10 protein-coding genes, 1 other RNA gene and 2 pseudogenes are annotated in these 17,914 nt (G+C 58.4%); 1 reads left to right on the top strand and 12 read right to left on the bottom strand.

Annotation, left to right across the window (positions count from 1 at the left end):
* Positions 1-3: 3 nt before the first annotated feature.
* From RGM2987_RS23410 to RGM2987_RS23350, 12 genes and pseudogenes are all read right to left on the bottom strand, one after another.
* A complete protein-coding gene (locus RGM2987_RS23410) occupies positions 4-1,050 on the bottom strand; it encodes a hypothetical protein (RefSeq protein ID WP_245145176.1) in 1,047 nt (348 codons plus the stop codon).
* A gap of 3 nt (positions 1,051-1,053) precedes the next feature.
* Positions 1,054-2,364, bottom strand: coding sequence for a restriction endonuclease subunit S (locus RGM2987_RS23405; protein ID WP_245145175.1), 1,311 nt, complete (start codon positions 2,362-2,364; stop codon positions 1,054-1,056).
* Positions 2,354-3,931 (bottom strand): class I SAM-dependent DNA methyltransferase, encoded by a 1,578-nt coding sequence (locus tag RGM2987_RS23400; protein WP_245145174.1) that lies wholly within the window; start codon positions 3,929-3,931, stop codon positions 2,354-2,356. Before RGM2987_RS23400 ends, RGM2987_RS23405 begins: the two co-directional genes overlap by 11 nt.
* A gap of 934 nt (positions 3,932-4,865) precedes the next feature.
* Positions 4,866-5,701, bottom strand: a pseudogene (locus RGM2987_RS23390) (integrase domain-containing protein).
* Between the two features lie 1,096 nt (positions 5,702-6,797).
* Positions 6,798-8,054, bottom strand: a pseudogene (locus RGM2987_RS23385) (integrase domain-containing protein).
* A gap of 188 nt (positions 8,055-8,242) precedes the next feature.
* Positions 8,243-8,639: a transfer-messenger RNA gene (gene ssrA / locus RGM2987_RS23380) on the bottom strand.
* Positions 8,640-8,733: 94 nt separating this feature from the next.
* Positions 8,734-9,024 (bottom strand): hypothetical protein, encoded by a 291-nt coding sequence (locus RGM2987_RS23375; protein ID WP_245145172.1) that lies wholly within the window; start codon positions 9,022-9,024, stop codon positions 8,734-8,736.
* Positions 9,025-9,150: 126 nt separating this feature from the next.
* Positions 9,151-11,961, bottom strand: a complete 2,811-nt coding sequence (locus RGM2987_RS23370) for an FAD-binding and (Fe-S)-binding domain-containing protein (protein ID WP_245145171.1) — start codon at positions 11,959-11,961, stop codon at positions 9,151-9,153.
* Positions 11,958-12,629 carry a lactate utilization protein gene (locus RGM2987_RS23365; RefSeq protein ID WP_245145170.1) on the bottom strand — a complete coding sequence of 224 codons (672 nt, stop codon included), beginning with the start codon at positions 12,627-12,629 and terminating at the stop codon, positions 11,958-11,960. The genes RGM2987_RS23370 and RGM2987_RS23365 overlap by 4 nt, the downstream gene beginning before the upstream one ends.
* Positions 12,626-14,083 (bottom strand): LutB/LldF family L-lactate oxidation iron-sulfur protein, encoded by a 1,458-nt coding sequence (locus RGM2987_RS23360; protein ID WP_245145169.1) that lies wholly within the window; start codon positions 14,081-14,083, stop codon positions 12,626-12,628. The genes RGM2987_RS23365 and RGM2987_RS23360 overlap by 4 nt, the downstream gene beginning before the upstream one ends.
* On the bottom strand, positions 14,080-14,904 hold the full coding sequence (locus RGM2987_RS23355; protein WP_245145168.1) for a (Fe-S)-binding protein: 825 nt from the start codon (positions 14,902-14,904) through the stop codon (positions 14,080-14,082). Before RGM2987_RS23355 ends, RGM2987_RS23360 begins: the two co-directional genes overlap by 4 nt.
* A 150-nt stretch (positions 14,905-15,054) precedes the next feature.
* On the bottom strand, positions 15,055-16,749 hold the full coding sequence (locus RGM2987_RS23350; protein WP_245145167.1) for a lactate permease LctP family transporter: 1,695 nt from the start codon (positions 16,747-16,749) through the stop codon (positions 15,055-15,057).
* Between the two features lie 263 nt (positions 16,750-17,012).
* On the opposite strand from RGM2987_RS23350, the gene RGM2987_RS23345 reads away from it, so the two are divergent.
* Positions 17,013-17,780 carry an FCD domain-containing protein gene (locus RGM2987_RS23345; RefSeq protein WP_245145166.1) on the top strand — a complete coding sequence of 256 codons (768 nt, stop codon included), beginning with the start codon at positions 17,013-17,015 and terminating at the stop codon, positions 17,778-17,780.
* The last annotated feature ends 134 nt before the right edge of the window (positions 17,781-17,914 follow it).

The raw sequence follows: 17,914 nt of genomic DNA, 5'->3' as shown, positions 1-17,914 counted from the left end.
TTTCTATTCCACCTCCAATCCAAACAGTCCGCGCAGCTCGTTTATTTCTGTGGCGAAGTTTTTCCGATCTTCTTCGTGGCGTGCGGCTTCGCCAATAATTTCGTACTCAAGCCGCCGATCTGGTACTTCACCTCTAGTCTTTCTGAAAATACAAAGACGAGTTGTGTGGCCGACGCCGTCCTCGCGAAAATAAATCATTGGACGAAGACCAAAAATAAGCCCGTCAGCAATCACAAGCATCTGTCCTTGCTGAAAGTATCTCGCAGAGTCCAGCATTTGCTGGTCATTAATTTTTATGTTCTGAATTGTTCGTGTGGAACTGTGGCCTCTGAATATTTCACATCGCAGGGTTTTCACATCAGCCTGGCCTAAATATCGAACGATCTGGATGTTTTCTAGTCCATCAAGACTTGCAAGAACTTCCAATGCATCTACATAACATTCGCTAATCCAACTCCGTGCCTGCGCCTCAGACTGCGCCGCGCTATGGGAGAAAGCATTTCGTGACTGGTTGAGCTCCCTCATAGCAGCAAGTGTCGCTGCCGGTGAGATTTTTGCGACGGAGGGGGAAATTCCTGCGGCACTTAACTGACTGGTGATCCCCTCGATGTTCTCAAGCCTCTTTACGACACTGTCAGTGAACAGGTCTCTAAATTTCAGTGGGTCTACGACTGGAATATTTCGATGACGGCATTCCGCCACGGCTAGCGCATGAAGAATGTCGATGACCGATTCCCAAGTGTCCCGAAGTAGGTGTAGACGTTGTAGGTCGTTCTCGTATCCGTTTTCAAATCGGTAGAAATAGTAAGCGATCGGAGATGGGAATTGATTGCATACTGATTCTTTTATTTCTTCTTGGCGCTGCTGTGTGAAGTCCGCAAACGTGGCTTCATAGGTGTCGGGGCTCATGCTAAAAAGAACAAAGCTTGGCCTTGGCTGATAACCAAGAATGTCGAGTATCCCACTCGACTGTTCTGAATACTGTTCATCCAACCATTCGTTGTATGGTGGGCAAGCCTCATAATTGTTTGGATCAAGCTGAAGCTTCATTTGTTAAGCTCCGACGATGCGCTCGGCATCCAGCAGGCGCAGCTCGCCGGAGATGAGCTTGGGCAGCAAGGTATCGCGGAGTTGAGCGAGTGTTGCGATTGCCTCCGCGTTGGCTTTGATGTTTTTGAATACGGGAGCAACAACTCCTGAGAATGCATCCCACACGGCTTCGTTCGACGGTGCCGCAAGCTTGAATGCAGCAACTGAGTCAGATTGAACACGTTGGCGACCCGAAGTGCCGGTCATGCTTCGGATAGCTTGCTCTCGAAAGGCCGCGTCGCGTGCCAGCAAATACCCAAATTCCGCCGGAACCGGAGCCTTGGGGCGCATTACGATGTACTCGGTGGAACCCCATCCCACTGTGTTATCCGGCAAGGATTGGACAAACGCCGTCTTGCCGTTCTCCAAACAAGGCGTGATCCGTGCCAACAGGGTGTCACCGTTTCGAAAGCGCATACCACTGCCGAACGGCCGCAATACCGGCGGTTCAGGCCAACTTCCGGCCGTCGGTAAAGCAGCCATCTCGATATACGGGGCCTCCGTCTCTTTTCGCAATTGCTCGGACGGATTGAACTCTACGAGGCGACTCGCTGGTACGCTTTCCCAGCCTTCCGGGATCTCCCTCAGATCTGACTCGACGAGGCGGTCGGGGAAGAGGTCCCAGAGGGGGGCGGGCAGGCCCGGGAGGCATTGGCTGCGTTGCCAGCGGCCTTCGAGCTTGGCGCGCACTGGTTCGAAATCCACGAACCACGCCTGGAACAAAGCGTGGGCCATGGCCTCTAGCGTTTCGTTCTGCTTGCGATTGATTTCGATCTTTTCGTCGAGTGTGCTGAGAATGTGGGCGATGGAGCGTTGTTCAGCTATGGGGGGTAACGCTACTTGTATCTTGCGAAGTTCGCTTTGCTTGATGCCGATCACTGTTGTCCCGGAACTGCGACCGAGAAGTTTCGCTTGCATTTCCTGTGATTGCATTAGGTAGAGCAAGTAGCTGCTATCAAGCAGGTCTCGCTTGCCTCTTAGAGTAACTATACGTTGGGCTAACGCGACCGGCAGGAATTTTATTTGCGCAACTTCGCCTAGTGGAGCTTCGGTGGTTAACACAACATCACCGATTTGAGGATAGCCGCGGGTCATCCACGCTCCGTAATCCTCTTCAGCAATAAACTCATTAGGGGGCTCGATACGTCCCGACTTAACTACTTTCGCGGTAATTAACGGAATGCCGAAATCCGTTTTGCGTGGTGTCTTACCGCGATAGTCAATCAGAGCTTCAAGACAATCCTCCAACGTAAGAGTGGCCAACTCATTCGCCATATCCAAGCTCCTTCAAGTTGGCCTCAATTGCAGCGTCCAGCTTGGCCGATACTGCCTGCTGCTCACGCCACTGCGAGAAGAGTCGCGCCATCTTTTCGTCGAAAGGCTCACCATCGTCTTCTTGCTCCGCCGCGCCCACGTAGCGCCCCGGCGTTAGGACATAGTCGTGCTTGCGGATGTCGTCCATCGATGCCGATTTGCAGAAGCCCGCAACGTCGTCGTACTCCCCAGCGGCCTTCTCACCGCGCCAGGCGTGATATGTATCGGCGATCTTCTGGACTTCTTCGTCAGTGAGTTCGCGTCGAGTGCGATCGACTAGCTCGCCCATCTTTCGAGCGTCGATGAACAAAACCTCCCCGCGCCTGTCGCGTAAACCGCCTCCCGGCTGCTTGTTCCGGGCCAGGAACCACAGGCATGCGGGAATCTGCGTGGAGTAAAAAAGCTGGCCGGGCAGCAGCACCATACAATCGACCACATCAGCTTCAAGCATGGCCTTACGAATATCGCCTTCGCCGGACTGGTTGGAGCTCATCGAGCCGTTGGCCAGTACCACGCCCGCCGTGCCGTTGGGTGCGAGGTGGTGGTGGATGTGCTGCAGCCACGCATAGTTGGCATTGCCCACAGGCGGCACGCCGAATTTCCAGCGCAGGTCTTCACGCAGACGGTCGCCGCCCCAGTCGGAGATGTTGAAAGGCGGGTTGGCGAGGATGTAGTCGGCCTTAAGGTCGCGCAGTTCGTCCTTGTGGAAGCTACCTTCGTTGTTCCAGCGGATGTCGGAGTCGATACCCCTTACCGCTAGGTTCATCTTGGCCAGTCTCCAGGTGGTGTAGTTCGACTCCTGTCCGTAGATCGCGATTTCGCCAATGCGACCGCCGTGCTCCTGCACGAACTTTTCCGACTGGACGAACATCCCACCCGAGCCGCAGCAGGGATCGTAGACACGGCCGGCCACCCCACGTGCGGGATCAGGCAGTGGTTCGAGCATTTCAACCAATACACGCACAACCGAGCGCGGGGTGTAGAATTCACCGCCACGCTTGCCTTCGGCGCCGGCGAACTGGCCGAGGAAGTATTCGTACACGCGCCCGAGGATATCTTTCGAGCGGTCGCTTTCCGCGCCCATCGCAATGCCGGAGATCAGGTCGATCAGTTCCCCTACCATCACCTTGTTGAGGGCGGGGCGGGCGTAGTCCTTGGGCAGCACACCTTTGAGCGACTCGTTGTCCTTCTCAATGGCGCGCATGGCGTCGTCGATCAAAGTACCGATGGTGGGCAGCTTGGCATTGGCCTGCAGATGTGACCAGCGTGCCTCCTTCGGCACCCAGAACACGTTGTCCGCAAGGTATTCGTCCTTGTCCTCGGCGGCTTGTGCGTCTTCGGCCAGCAGCGCCTTGTGCTTGGCCTCGAAGGCGTCGGAGATGTACTTCAGGAAGATGAGCCCGAGAGCGACGTGCTTGTAGTCGCTTGGTTCCATGTTACCGCGCAGCTTGTCGGCGGCTTTGAAAAGATTAGCCTCGAAACCGAGGTTGCCACCGTTGCCGTTTTTGGCAGTGTCGTTCTGTGCCATCGAGATCTTATCCGTTGCGAAATGTCTTGACTGCCCCGGCGAGCTTTACGTTCTCAACACCGTACAGCGCTAGTGGGTCGCTGAGGCATGGCGGGAATGGCAGTTTTTGGTGCGATGGTCGGGTGAGCTGCCCTCATTATCAACGCATCAGCGTGTAGCGTAATTACGGCGCAACCTATGCTCGTATCGCCTCATCCTCCATGGCCTTGAGTTATTGGGGGATGGTCTACAAGCGCTATAAGCTAGCAGCAAGGATGACTAGCTCGTCACACAGTTGCTGAATTTGGCTTTCGATCTGTGCCTCCTGCTCGAAGGATTTTACCAATGTGTTCACTTGCTCCGAAGACGTGATTGGAATGCTCAGTTCCTCTAGCACAGATAGCTGAATCGAGGGAACGGCGGCACCAACGCCTACTTCCGTGAGTCAAGCAAGGCATGCCCTACTTCAGAGTCGGGGAACGTTAATAGCGAAGCTATGGGATCAGTACCATAGCGGTCACTGGGCACGAATGATCTGGTGCACCGGCCATAGCTGTGACCATATACAATCATGATGCCAGAAATGGAGAAGAGTCATGCGCCTAAATAACGATCGTCGTCCTTTGGAAGAAGCCGGTGCTGACTAGGTTGATGGTGGCCGATCTCGATGGAGGCTGCATCCAAAGGACGAACTTCCATGACGCTTCCAAGCGCCGAACGATCAATCTGACGGTGAGCAGATAATAATATCGAGAGATCTCACTATGCTGCTCTAGGCGATGTTTGGGGAACCACACTCCAAATGCTTCCGCTTCCAACGCCCAAGGCGTTTCCCGCTGCCACCGCTCTGCGATTGCAGCCTGGATAACCCTCGCTTGTCGCAAGTGCCGCTGCCGCGTCGCATTCGATCCAGTCAGTACGCCTGCCAAGAAAACCTCCATATCGAACGTCCTCGTCATATCCGCCCCCCGATGTAAGCAGCTACAACGTCGATCCGACCATGCCCCAGCTCTCGGCTGATCTGCATGCGAGCCTCTCGGTCAAGTTGCCGTTCTATGACGTGGCACCGCCCACCATTGATAGGCGCGCGATGTTGTGTGATTTGCTCGTAGCGCTCGCACGCAAACGCCGCCCTCAGTTCGTGAAACCCTTTGAGGTTGTGGGTGTGCAAGACCTCCCGGGCGTGCCGGACAATTCCCTGTAGAACGTCTTGATAGCTTTCGCTTGGAGCAATCAAGTTGCGGCTGCCTGCCGGCGACACCTGCGCCGCAAATGCTAAGGCGTCGCGAACAGACTCATCCACCAAAACCCACCGAGGCGCCGAAGCACCAGCCCGGCCACCTTTGGTGCCGTCCTGAATGTTGATCCTTTCGAGGTCGTCGGCCTCTCGGCATAGCCGTGGGATGTCCGCCAGGATTGCCTCGCGCAATCTCATGCCCGTGGACCGCGCCAGATGAACAATCGCGGCCGCCCGCAGCTGACCGCTGCTACACAGCGCGTCGGCAATTTGCTTCACCTGTTCTCGGTCTTGACCCTGTGGGACTGATTGTCGAATGCCGCTGCGCTGCATGCCTGACGCCTTGCTAGGGCTGGGCACCTTCACATACTGATCACCGCGAAGCGCAGCCATGGTCCGGTTCAACTGGAAACGCGGTTCGGCGCAGTACTGATCGCGAGCTCACCGCGCCCAACCAGACCATGGACGTACGCCGCATAATCAGCCAAAACCTGCCGATCAATCTGCCGCGCATCATTCACCCCAGGCCCATCCTCAGACCTGCATCATTTCACGAACGCGTGTCACCGATCCGCGTGCGCCTTGACCGTGCCGTAGTAGCCTCCGCCAAACATGTCTTTCAGCGCCTGCGGCCCTGCGTGCCTCAATTGCCTGCCATAGCCGAAATTACGGCCATCACGTCTACTCACCAATGCCATGTTGTCACCTCATCTTCTGCTCTCCAATCCTCGCCCTACGTCATCCCGCCAAGAAATGCTGAGTGTTATCAGGGATCAAAGCCCCTGCGACCTGTGGGGGATGTCCTCTAACGCGTGACTGGCGGCTCCTTACGACCGGGAGCAAGGGCATCTCATGATCTGGCCTCTTGAACACCATTACCGGTGGGCGGGTGGAGGCTGCATTGGCTGACGAGACCAGTGCCGCGAGATCCTGAGCCAGGTGTACGCAGCAATGCGATGACCGGGGCATGCCTGACTGTCAGTCAGGTGCAGTCCATTCCTTGGTCTGCGGCACCATCATCTACAGCGCTGTTGCTGGTGACATCGGCGTTTGTTACGCCGATTGTCACGAGGGGAGTTGCCGCAAAGCCAAGTGCGATGAGGGCTGCAGCAGTGTTAGAAGCGCCCGTCTCTTTCCAGGAAAAAGAGACGGGCGCAGGTTGGCGCAAGATTCGGCCAAGCGGGCAGGTTGCTGCAGGGCAGCGAAGTAGGAGGTGTTGTCTGGCGCATGAGGGCCATGATCTGAAGTAGGCATCCATCACCGGGGAGGTGACCGGGCGAGCTGCCGGACGCGAATCGCCATTTGGGGGGAGAACCACCGCGGGAGCGGCGTGACCTTGAAGGTTCGGGTCACCTGGGGTGCTGTCATCGACAGCGCTTGCACGGCCAGTTCTACGCCTGTGGATAAACCCGGTCAAGGGTCGAAATTCAGCGCCACTTTGGACTTGAAGAACGGTTATCCACCGGTGGAATTCCGTGGTAAATCCTGGACAACGTGGTCGCTTTTAGCTCTTCAAAGTAAGGTCCATTCAAACAGGGCGGCTTTGCAGCCCTGTTTGGATGGACCCGCGCTTAGAAGCGGATAAGCGAGGCTGCTTGCCCCGAATCTTGAACGTTCAGTTGTTGCTGCAAATCTTGCGCCTGTAAAGCGCTAGCGAATCGGCACCACGTTCTTATCTCTGACTTGGCCGTACGCTGAGGCGAGCAGGCTGCCGGTGGCGGCTTTCTGGATATACTCACTCCACCAGGCCATCATCGGGAGCCGGCGCTCGATGTAGTCGGCTCGGTTGTAGGCGCTCCGCACCTCATCCTTGTCGACGTGCGCCAGGGCTACTTCGATGAGCTCAGGATCCCAGCCATGTTCATTCAAGATGGTGCTGGCCATCGAGCGCATGCCGTGGCTGACCAACCGATCCTGGAACCCCATGCGTTTCAACGCCATGTTGGCGGTCTGACTATTGGCGTGGGGGCGCGGATTTCTGTCTGCCGGGAAGACGTATTCTCGATGGCCGCTGTGAGTCTTCAGTGACTCCAGCAGTGCGACAGCGTGATCACTCAATGGGATGCTGTGTGAACGGCGCTTCTTCATCCGCTCCGGTGGAATAGTCCAGACACGCTTTTCAAAGTCGATGTCCGCCCAGCGGGTAGTCGCCGCCTCGGCGGGGCGAGTCGTCGTGTGCAACTGCCATTCGATCAGGCAGCGGGTGGTGCGTTTGATGCTGGCATTCGCGATCTCCAGCATGAGCTCGGGGAGCTCTTCGGGTGGAAGCGCGGCCATGTTCTCTTTCTTGGGCTTCTTGAATACTGCCCTGATACCGCTGAGCGGGTTGGCGAAGATCAAGCCGGAATTTACGCCGTGGGTCATGATCTCGTTTAGCCGCTGGCTAAGATGCTTGACCGTCTCCAGGCTGCCTTTCGCTTCGATAGGGCGAAGTAATCCAGTCACCATCGGCGCGGTGATTTTCACCAGTGGTGTCGTTTTCAAGTCGGGGAGCACATGCAGCGTGAGCGACCGCCAGATGTCCTCGGCGTAGGCCGGGGTGACCGAGTCTTTCTTGAGCTCGAACCAGGCGGTGGCCACGTTCTCGAAGGTGTGTTCCGTTTCTGCGCGCTTGGCTTCATTCAGCGTATTGCGCTGCACCTTCGGATCAATGCCCTGAGCGAGCAGCTCGCGGGCATCGACTGCCATCTTTCGTGCATTCGCCAGTGACAGTTCGGGTTAGGTCCCGAAGCCGATGTTGATGCGCTTCTTGGTCACCGGTTCGCGGTAGTTGAAATTCCATAGCAACGAGCCGTTGCTGCGTACGCGGAGCTGCAAACCGTCACCGTCCGTGAGGACGTAATCCTTGGACGCGGGTTTGACTCCCTTGAGCTGTCTATCCGAGAGACGGAGGTTTTGAGCAGGCATGAGATTCTTCTCAGGCACTGATTCGGTATTCCAAAGATTAGCACCGGATGAGGTGGAATACCGTCTGGAATACCCGAATGACTGGAAACTCAAAAACTCTCAAAAGACGGAAAAAGCGCTGGAAGCCGCGTTTTTACTGGCTCGCAGGCACAAAAAAAGACGTCCTTGGACGTCTTTTTTTGATCATTTGGTGGAGCCGGGGGGATTTGAACCCCCGTCCGCCAGTACTCCGCTGTCGGTACTACATGCGTAGCCGTGTCTATTAAGTTAACCCTCAGCGACCCGACGGGCAGGGTGCTTTGGGCGAGTTGTGTAAGTTTTAGCCGCTTCGTCCACAACGTACTGCACGGCGATTCCGTTCTATATGACAATCACTTTGGGTTTACGGACATCCCCTAATGATTGCTGGACCCGAAGGTACCAGAAGCTCAGGATCTAAGGCTGCTTACGCAGCGATAGCGAATTCCTGGCCGTAGGTTTCGTCATTGGCAACTATAGAAGTTGCAACAGTGGATTTACGAGTTCTGTTACCAACTCGGCATGCACCTAGAGTTTCGCAACCGGCGTCGAATCCTAAACGGCCCCGAACCTGTCGTTTCGTGAATCTACTGAAGCGACAGGCGTTTGCAGTGTACGCCAATCCGCGGCTGAGGCCAACCCGAAGGTTGGCCTTCGGCGCTTACGAGTTCTTGCCGTCCTTGTTCGCCTTCTGAATCTCCTGGATGGTTTGGGTGGTCTCGGCGATGCATTTCTCCGTGCCTTCCTTGGTATTCAGCGCTTGATAGGCTTTGGCTTGCTGGACGCTGGCCTCGACGCGCGCCTGGAGGTCTGGCGCCTGTACCTGGTTTTTTGCGTTGGCGATGGTTTGCAGGTTGGTCTCGCAGAGACTGTCCGTGCCACCAGCGGCAAACGATGACGACGCCAGCATGGAGGCAGTGACAAACAGACCTAGCAGTACAGAGCGTTTCATGTGTCTCTCCTTGAACTGAGGGCACAGCATCACTGGCCGTCAGTACGGCTACCAATTGAGGGAAGGTCCCACGTTTGCGGGACTTGATCAGTGGACTGCGCCGGTTCGCCAGGGTTCTATTTTTCTTCAGTTGGCCCTGGCCTGGGTCACCCGATCCACCAGGTAAACCAGCCCGTGGTAGTCAATTTCGCCATGGCGCGTAAGACCGATCTCACAGGTGCGGCTGGTGGAAATCCCTTCGCTGCACGGTTGGATTGCATCCTTCAACGTGCGTAATGCATGCGCGTTCAGCTCTGGTGTGGTGAAGCCTTTGTCGCCGGCAAAACCACAGCAGTGGATCCCTTCGGGTATGACCACGTGCTTGCTGCATTTTCGCGCCAGGTCGATCAGCGCCTGGCTTTCGCCCAGGTGTTGGGTGCTGCAGGTGACATGGACGGCGATGGGGGCTTCCTGCGGCGTGAAGTCGAGACGCTCCATCAGGTGGGTGCGGATGAAGCGCACCGGGTCGTACAGATCCAAACGCACATCGCCAAGGTCCTGGACCAGCCGCAACGTGCACGGGCTGGTGTCGCAGTAGATCGGGTCGAGCCCGCCGCGACTGGCGTGCAGCAGCGCACCTATTAGCTCCTGGCGCTTGTGTTCGGCCTGTTCGGCGTAGCCTTTGGAGGCGAACGGCTGGCCGCAGCAAAGGTTGTCCAGGTTGTCTGGAATGATCACTTGGTAGCCAGCCTTTTCCAGCAGGCCGCGAGTCTTGTCGTACAGCGACATCTGCTCTTTATCCTGTGCCGCCGGGCCCATGACTCGGGAGACGCAGGCGGCCAGGTAGACCACTCTCGGCCGTTCGTCCGATACGCTCGGGCTGAAGCGGATGGGGCTTTCGGGCTGCGGCATGGCGTTGGTCCATTGCGGCACATTGCCCTTGGACAGTCGTGCCAACGATGCCGAGAGTTTCGCCAGGCGTGGGGCTCCCAGCAACATGCGTGCGCCGTTGGCGACATGTAGGGTGAGGCGGGCGCCTTGGAGGGCGGTGGCGAAATTTCCTTCAATCCAGTTGGCGATTTTCGTGTTCTTCGCTTCACGGCTGCGGAGTTTTTTCACCAGCTCGCCGGTATTGATGCCTACTGGGCAGCGTTGCGCGCATAGGCCGGTGGCGGCGCAGGTGTCGATGCCTTGGTACTGGTAGGCCGTTTCAAGTTCCGATGTGTCGATGCCCGCGCGTTTTTTCGCCTGGATGTCGCGCCAGATCACGATGCGTTGGCGCGGGCTCAAGGTCAGGTCCTTGGAGGGACACACCGGCTCGCAGAACCCGCATTCGATGCATTTGTCGACGATCTCATCGGCGGCCGGCAGCGGCTTGAGGTGCTTAAGGTGGATCTGTGGATCTTCGCTGAGCACCACGTCCGGGTTGAGGATGCCGTTGGGGTCGAGCAAGCGTTTGAGTTGCCACATCAGTTGGTAGGCATCGCGGCCCCATTCCAGCTCGACGAATGGCGCCATGTTGCGGCCGGTACCGTGTTCGGCTTTCAGCGAGCCGCCGAACTCCACCGCCACCAATTGCGCCACGTCATCCATGAACGCCTGGTAGCGTGCGACTTCTTCCGGGTTGTTGAAGCCTTGGGTGAAGACGAAGTGCAGATTGCCTTCCAGTGCATGTCCGAAAAGGATCGCTTCGTCGTAGTGATGTTTGTCGAACAGCTCGATCAGGCGATTCACGCCAATGGCCAGTTGCTCCACCGGGAAGGTCACGTCTTCGATAATCACCGTGGTCCCGGTTTTGCGTACCGCCCCAACGGCTGGGAAGGTGTCTTTGCGAATGGCCCAGAGCCGAGCGTTTTCCTTTGGGTCTTCGGTGAAGTCGACCTGTTTTTCCACCGGGAAAGCGGCCAGCGAAGCCATGATCCGCGCCAGTTGTTCCTGTAGGAGCGACGAAGAGGCGGCGCGGGATTCGATCAGCAGGGCACAGGCATGGGTCGACAGATGTTGTACGAAATCCGGCATGCCCGGTTTGTTCTGCACCGAACGCAGGCTGCGCCGGTCCAGCAACTCCACCGCCGAGACCGGTTGGCTTTTCAGCACGGTGACCGCGTTGCAGCAGGTTTCTACATCGGGGAACACGATCAGCGCCGACGCCTTGTTCGGGTGGTCGATGACCGTGTTGTAGGTCACCGCACTGATAAAGCCGAGGATGCCTTCGGAGCCCACCAGCAGATGGCTCAAGATATCCACAGGGTCATCGAAATCCACCAGGGCATTGAGTGACAGGCCGGTGGTATTTTTCAGACGATATTTGTGGCGGATTCGGGCGGCCAGTTCGGCGTTGGCGCGGGTTTCGCGACCGAGGGTCGCCAGGCGCTCCAGCAGTTCGCCATGACTGGCGCGAAAGGCTGTCACACTGGCGTCGTCCTCGGTATCGAGGCGGGTGCCATCGGCCAGTATCAAACGGATACCGGCCAGAGTGTGATAGGTATTCTGCGCGGTGCCGCAGCACATGCCGCTGGCGTTGTTGGCGACGATGCCGCCGATTTTGCAGGCGTTGATCGAGGCCGGGTCCGGGCCGATCTTGCGCCCGAACGGGGCCAGCCAGGCGTTGGCCTGGGCGCCAATCACGCCGGGCTGCAAGCGAATCTGTGTGCCTTGGTCGCGAATCTGCCGAGCGTTCCAGTTATCCCCCAATACGATCAGCACCGAGTCGCTGATCGCTTGCCCGGACAGGCTGGTGCCCGCCGCGCGGAAGGTGACGGGCACCCGGTCGCGCTGGGCGAATTGCAGTAGCGCCACCACTTCGTCTTCGCTCTCGACCCGGACCACCAGTTTCGGAATCAACCGATAGAAACTGGCGTCAGTGCCGAAGGCCAGGGTCGACAAGGGATCGTCGAAAAGGCGCTTCTGTGGGATCAGTTGGCGTACGTCGCGTAGGAAAGAGGCCGGAAGGGTCATTGGTCCTCCAGAATCAGTACCACCAGGTCTTTCGGACCATGGGCGCCGTAGGCCAGGACCTGTTCGATGTCGGCAGTTTTCGACGGGCCTGACACTAGCAAGGCGTTGGTGGGCATGCCTTGGGCCCATTCGAATTCCTGCTGCACTTCATAGAAGTTGTCGCGGATCTCGCTGGCCTTGAGCAAGGCGAAATGCACCGGCGGGACCAGGCTCATCAGCCGCGGTTCTTCCCGCGTCGGCCAGATAATCAGGCTTCCGGTGGCGGCGATGGCGCCGAGGGTTCCGGTCAGGCTGGCCGGGGTGTCGTTGAACAGTTCGGCTTTCCATTCCTCGACCGGTCGGTCGTAGGCCTTGAGCGTTGGCAGGTCCGGATTGTTCGCCCAGAACTGTGTGATTCTTTTCCCGTGGGGCGTGGTTGGTGCGATGAGCAGGCTCGGCAGTTGACGGTCGCGCAGCAGCTGCGTCAACAGCGCCGGCCAGCCTTCGCCGGACGTCAGGTGGATTTCGGTGTGCACCGCCTCCATCAGCTTGCGCAACTGCGGGATGCGCTCCTCAGGTGCGTAGCGGTAGGTTTGGGTCACCAGCTCGACGTTGTAGGTGTCAGCAACGGGTGTGGTGCTTGTCAGGCTGTTGCGCAGCTTGGCGAGGATATTTTCCTTGGCGCTCATCGACGGTCTCCCTGTTGATCCAGGTGTTCGCGAGCCAGGTCATGCAATGAGCGGGCGGCGGGTTTGGGGGCGCTGTGGTTCTGGGTCCACGGGCCGACATTACGGGGCGTCAGGGCGCGCAGGCGGGTGGCGAGGAAGCCGAACAGCCTGTAAAGCCGCGGTGAGCTGTTGAGCCAGGCCCAGGCATTCCAGATGAAGCGTTCCTTGGGCGAATACTTGCTGCCCTGGCCGCGCATCACTGGGTGGGGGCTGTCCGGCGCCTTGACGTTTTCTTCCCGCAGCCGCCGCAGCAAGGCCGGAATTGGGATCTTCACTGGGCACACTTCACCGCAGGCGCCGCAGAGCGAAGAGGCGCTCGGGTGATCCGGCACTTTGGCCAGGCCGACCATGTGCGGCGTGATGATTTTTCCGATAGGCCCCGGGTAAACCTCGCCGTAGGCATGACCGCCGATTCGGGTGTAGACCGGGCAATGATTCATACAGGCGCCACAGCGGATGCAGTTCAGGGTCTGGCGCAGTTCGCTGTCGGCAAACGCCTGGCTGCGACCGTTGTCTAGCAGTACCAGGTGCACTTCCTGGGGACCGTCCAGCTCGCCGGGCTTGCGTGGCCCGGAGATCATGTTGACGTAGGTGGTGATCGGTTGGCCGAGGGCCGAGCGGGTCAGCAGCGAGAGCAACGGCACGACATCGCGCAGGTTCTCTACCACTTTTTCGATGCCGGTCACGGCGATGTGTACCGGTGGCACGGTGGTGGACATGCGCCCGTTGCCTTCGTTTTCCACCAGCAGCAGAGTGCCGGTTTCGGCGACGGCAAAGTTGACGCCGGAGACGCCGACATCAGCTTCGAAGAACTTCTGTCGCAAGACTTTGCGACCGATCTGAATGAGTTGGTCGACGTCCTTGGTGTATTCCACGCCGAGTTTGTCGTGGAACAAGGACGCGACCTGGCCGGCATTCTTGTGAATCGCCGGCATAATGATGTGTGAAGGCTTCTCGTGATCGAGCTGGACGATGTATTCCCCCATGTCGGACTCGAGACATTCAATGTCTCGAGCCTCGAGGAAATGGTTCATTTCCATCTCTTCGCTGACCATCGATTTGCCCTTGATCACTTGCCGCGCCTCGTGAGCGCGGATGATCGAGAGGACGATGCCGTTGGCTTCGTCCACCGTTTCCGCCCAGTGCACGTTCACACCGTTGCGGGTCAGGTTGGCTTCAAGTTGCTCGAGCAGGTCGGGCAGCTTGGATAGCGCACGGGCGCGGACGGCATTGCCCAGCACCCGCAGGTGTTCTCTTTCGTGGGCATCGCTGAAGGACGTTGCCCGTTTGGTCATCAGTGAATCCATCGCGCTGCGAAAGTTGTTTCGCAGTTGCGTGTCGTCCAAGGCCTTGTGGGCGCGGGCGCGAAAATCCTCTTGTACCTCTACGGCCGGAATCAGCGTCGGCGTGCTCATGCAACACCTCCGGTACGCTGCCAGAGGAAGCTTGCCAGATGCTGGCCGCGCAGCGCCTCCTGCTGCTTTTCCAGCGCGCCGTTGATGTTCATCAGGCAACCGCAGTCGGCACTGATGACCTCATGCGCGCCGGATTCCTTCAGTGCACGGGTCTTGTCGGCCACCATCGCGCCGGAAATATCCGGCATGCGCACGCTGAATGTCCCACCAAAGCCACAGCATTCGCTTTCATGGCTATGCTCGACCCGCTCCACGTTGCCCAGCTGCGCCAACAGGGCGCGGCCATGCAGGTGCGTATTCATTTCACGCCGCGCCGAGCACGAGGTGTGCAGGGCGACCTTCACCGGCGCGCCACTGTCGTTCAGTTGCACCTTGCAGACAAACAACAGGAACTCGGCCAGTTCATAGGTCCGGGCCGCCAGGGCCTGAACCTGCTTGAGCGTTTCGGGCTCATCCTTGAACAGGTCGGCGTAATGCTCGCGCAGCATGCCAGCGCAGGATCCCGACGGCACGACCACCGGATAATCGTTGGCAAACAAGGCCAGTTGTGCCCGCGCCACCGTTCGCGCCTGCTCGGTGTAACCCGAGGTATAGGCCGGTTGGCCGCAGCAGCTTTGCCCTTGCGGGTAGTCCACCCGGATCCCTTCACGCTCCAGTAGGCGGATCGCATCCATCCCGGCTTCGGGGTAGAACAGGTCCACCACGCAGGTGCCAAACAGGTAGACCCGTGGCGGTTTCTCGCTGGGGTACTGCCGAGGCTCGGGCAATGGCGGTGCGACTCGGGTCGCGTTCGGCACGGCGTTATAAAAAAGCTCGCTCATCAGGCGTGTCTCCGGGTGGTCCCGGTTATCCGTCCGCTGAGGCCGCTGAATATAGAGAGCAAATCTTTCAGCAGCCTTGCAGACCCGGTAATCGATAGCGAACGCCGATTCGGGGATCGGCGTCGGTTCTTTCGGTGTTTCCTGTAGGACTCAGTGCACCAGCATGCCGGTGAACCAGTAGGCTTGGACCAAGGTGATCAGGCCTACGATCGTTGCAAAGAATAGGCTGTGTTTGAGGGTAAAACGGAACAGATCCGATTCCTTGCCCACCAGCCCGGTCGCCGCACAGGCCACGGCGATCGATTGCGGTGAAATCATCTTGCCGGTTACGCCACCGCTGGTGTTCGCCGCGACGAGCAAGGTGTCGTTGACGCCGATCTGGTGTGCGGTGGTGGCTTGCAGCGAGCTGAACAGGGCGTTGGACGACGTATCGGAACCGGTCAGGAACACCCCCAGCCAACCCAGGAACGGCGAGAAGAACGGGAAAGCCGCGCCGGTGCCGGCCAACACCAGGGCCATAGTCGAGGACATGCCCGAGTAGTTGGTGACGAAGGCGAATGCCAGCACCATACCGATGGAAAGGATCGGCCAGCGCAGCTCAAAAAAGGTCTCCTTGAAAGTGGTAAGACCAGTCTTGAGGCTGATTTTCAGTACCAGCATCGAGATCAGCGCTGAAAAGAAAATCGCCGTGCCGGTGGCGGAAATCGGGTCCAGCTTGAACACCGCTGGAATGGCTGTGGGGTTGACCACGATGGGCGCGACCTTGATCACCATCTGGTCCAGGTGCGGGATGGCAAAGTTAAACACCCAGGCGTACATCGCACCGCCAGCGGCAAACATCGCCTTGAACGGTTTCAGGGTCCAGATCGTTACCAGCACGGTGAGAATCAGAAACGGCGACCAGGCCTTGAAGATTTCCCCAAGACTGTAGGGCGAAGCCACGGTGCTGCGCGGTTGGCCGAAACCGCCGACGCTGGCGGTGACCGTTGCGCTGGAAGTGGCGCCGGCAATCTGCGCTCCGGCGCTGCGCTTGGGCTGCCAGACTTTCAGGAACAGGGTCAGGGAGATCAGGCTGGCCAGGGCCGAGGTGATGTCCGGCAGTTCCGGGCCGATGAAGTTGGAGGTGAAATATTGGGTAATGGCGAAGCTCAAGCCCGCCACCAACGCGGCCGGCCAGGTTTCCCGCACGCCGCGCAGGCCATCCATCATGAACACCAGCCAGAACGGCACGAACAGCGACAGCAATGGCAGCTGGCGACCGGTCATGGCGCCGATCTTGAAGGCGTCGATCCCGGTGACCTGGCCGGCCACGATGATCGGGATGCCCAGCGCGCCGAATGCCACTGGCGCGGTATTGGCGATCAGGCACAGGCCTGCGGCATACAGTGGATTGAAGCCCAGGCCGACCAACAGCGCGGCGGTAATCGCCACCGGCGCACCGAAACCGGCGGCGCCTTCCAGGAAGGCGCCGAAGCAAAAGCCGATCAATAACACTTGCAGGCGCTGGTCATCGGTAATCGACAGCACCGAGCTACGGATCACCTCGAACTGGCCGCTCTTGACCGTCAGTTTGTAGAGGAAAACCGCGGCGACGATGATCCAGGCGATAGGCCACAGGCCATAGGCGAAGCCATAGCCGGCGGCGGCGAAGGCCATGTCGACGGGCATGTTGAATCCGAAGATCGCCACGGCAATCGCCAAGGCCAGCGTGATGCTGCCGGCGACATGGCCCTTGAGGCGAAACACCGCCAGGGCCAGGAAGAAAAATACGATAGGAATGACGGCCGCGAGTGCGGACAAGCCGAGACTGCCGAGCGGGCTGTAGAGCTGTTGCCAGGTTTGCATAGTGGGTGGGCCCCTAATTGTTGTTGGTCAGGCACTGGTCAGCGTATTTGGTTAATTGGTAATACCAATTTACAAGCGCTGTCGGCTAGGGTAAAAGCCTTGATCGTCGTGTGTCAATTTGCCGCTCGAAAACTTTCGTCGAAGAAGCACTGCAGATCGCATCTGATCTGTTTGTAGAAATGACTTTTGATGGGTGTGGACGCTGCCGGGATGCGCCAGAATAGAGATCCCGGCGAGCCGTCGGGATCGTGGAGAATCGAGTTATGGGGTTTGATCAGATTCGTCAGCGCCGTTTGTCTGACGATATTGTCGAGCGGCTTGAAGGAATGATCCTTGAAGGCACGCTGAAATCCGGCGAGCGGCTCCCGGCCGAGCGGACCCTGGCCGAACAGTTCGGCGTGTCACGCCCATCGTTGCGCGAGGCGATTCAGAAACTCACGGCCAAGGGGCTGTTGGTCAGTCGCCAGGGCGGTGGCAATTACGTCGTGGAGTCACTGGGGTCGACGTTCAGCGATCCTTTGCTGCAATTGTTGGAAAGCAACCCCGAGGCGCAACGGGACTTGCTGGAGTTTCGTCACACTCTGGAAGCATCCTGTGCTTACTACGCAGCGTTGCGCGCCACCGATGTGGATCGTGAGCGCCTGACGGCCGCGTTCGAGGAACTGCAGGATTGTTATTCGCGCCACGAAGAGGTGAGTCGGGCGGAGGAGGGGGCGGCCGATGCGCGGTTCCATCTGGCGATTGCCGAGGCCAGTCATAACGCGGTGTTGCTGCACACCATTCGCGGGTTGTTCGACCTGCTCAAGCGCAACGTGGTGACCAACATCGGCGGCATGTACAAGCAGCGCAGCGAAACCCGCGACATGCTGATCAGCCAGCATCGGGAGTTGTATCAGGCGATCATGGATGGACATGCCGAACAGGCACGGGAAGTGTCCAGCCGACATATTCTGTATGTGCAGGAGGTGTTGGAAGAGGTGCGTCAGGAAGTGCAGCGCGTGGCGCGTGCCGAACGGCGTAAGGGGATGTAGGCAGTTATCTGGCGGTGGATGGGCTTGCGCATTCGCGAGCAAGCCCGCTCCCACATTGGTTCTCTAGCGAACACGGAATATGTGTACGAATTGATCCATTGTGGGAGCGGGCTTGCTCGCGAATGCTATTTCAA

It is taken from the genome of Pseudomonas sp. RGM2987, assembly GCF_022952855.1.
Taxonomy (GTDB): domain Bacteria; phylum Pseudomonadota; class Gammaproteobacteria; order Pseudomonadales; family Pseudomonadaceae; genus Aquipseudomonas.
Note: the sequence above shows the minus strand (reverse complement) of the source record. Positions and strands in the feature narration are given on the sequence as shown.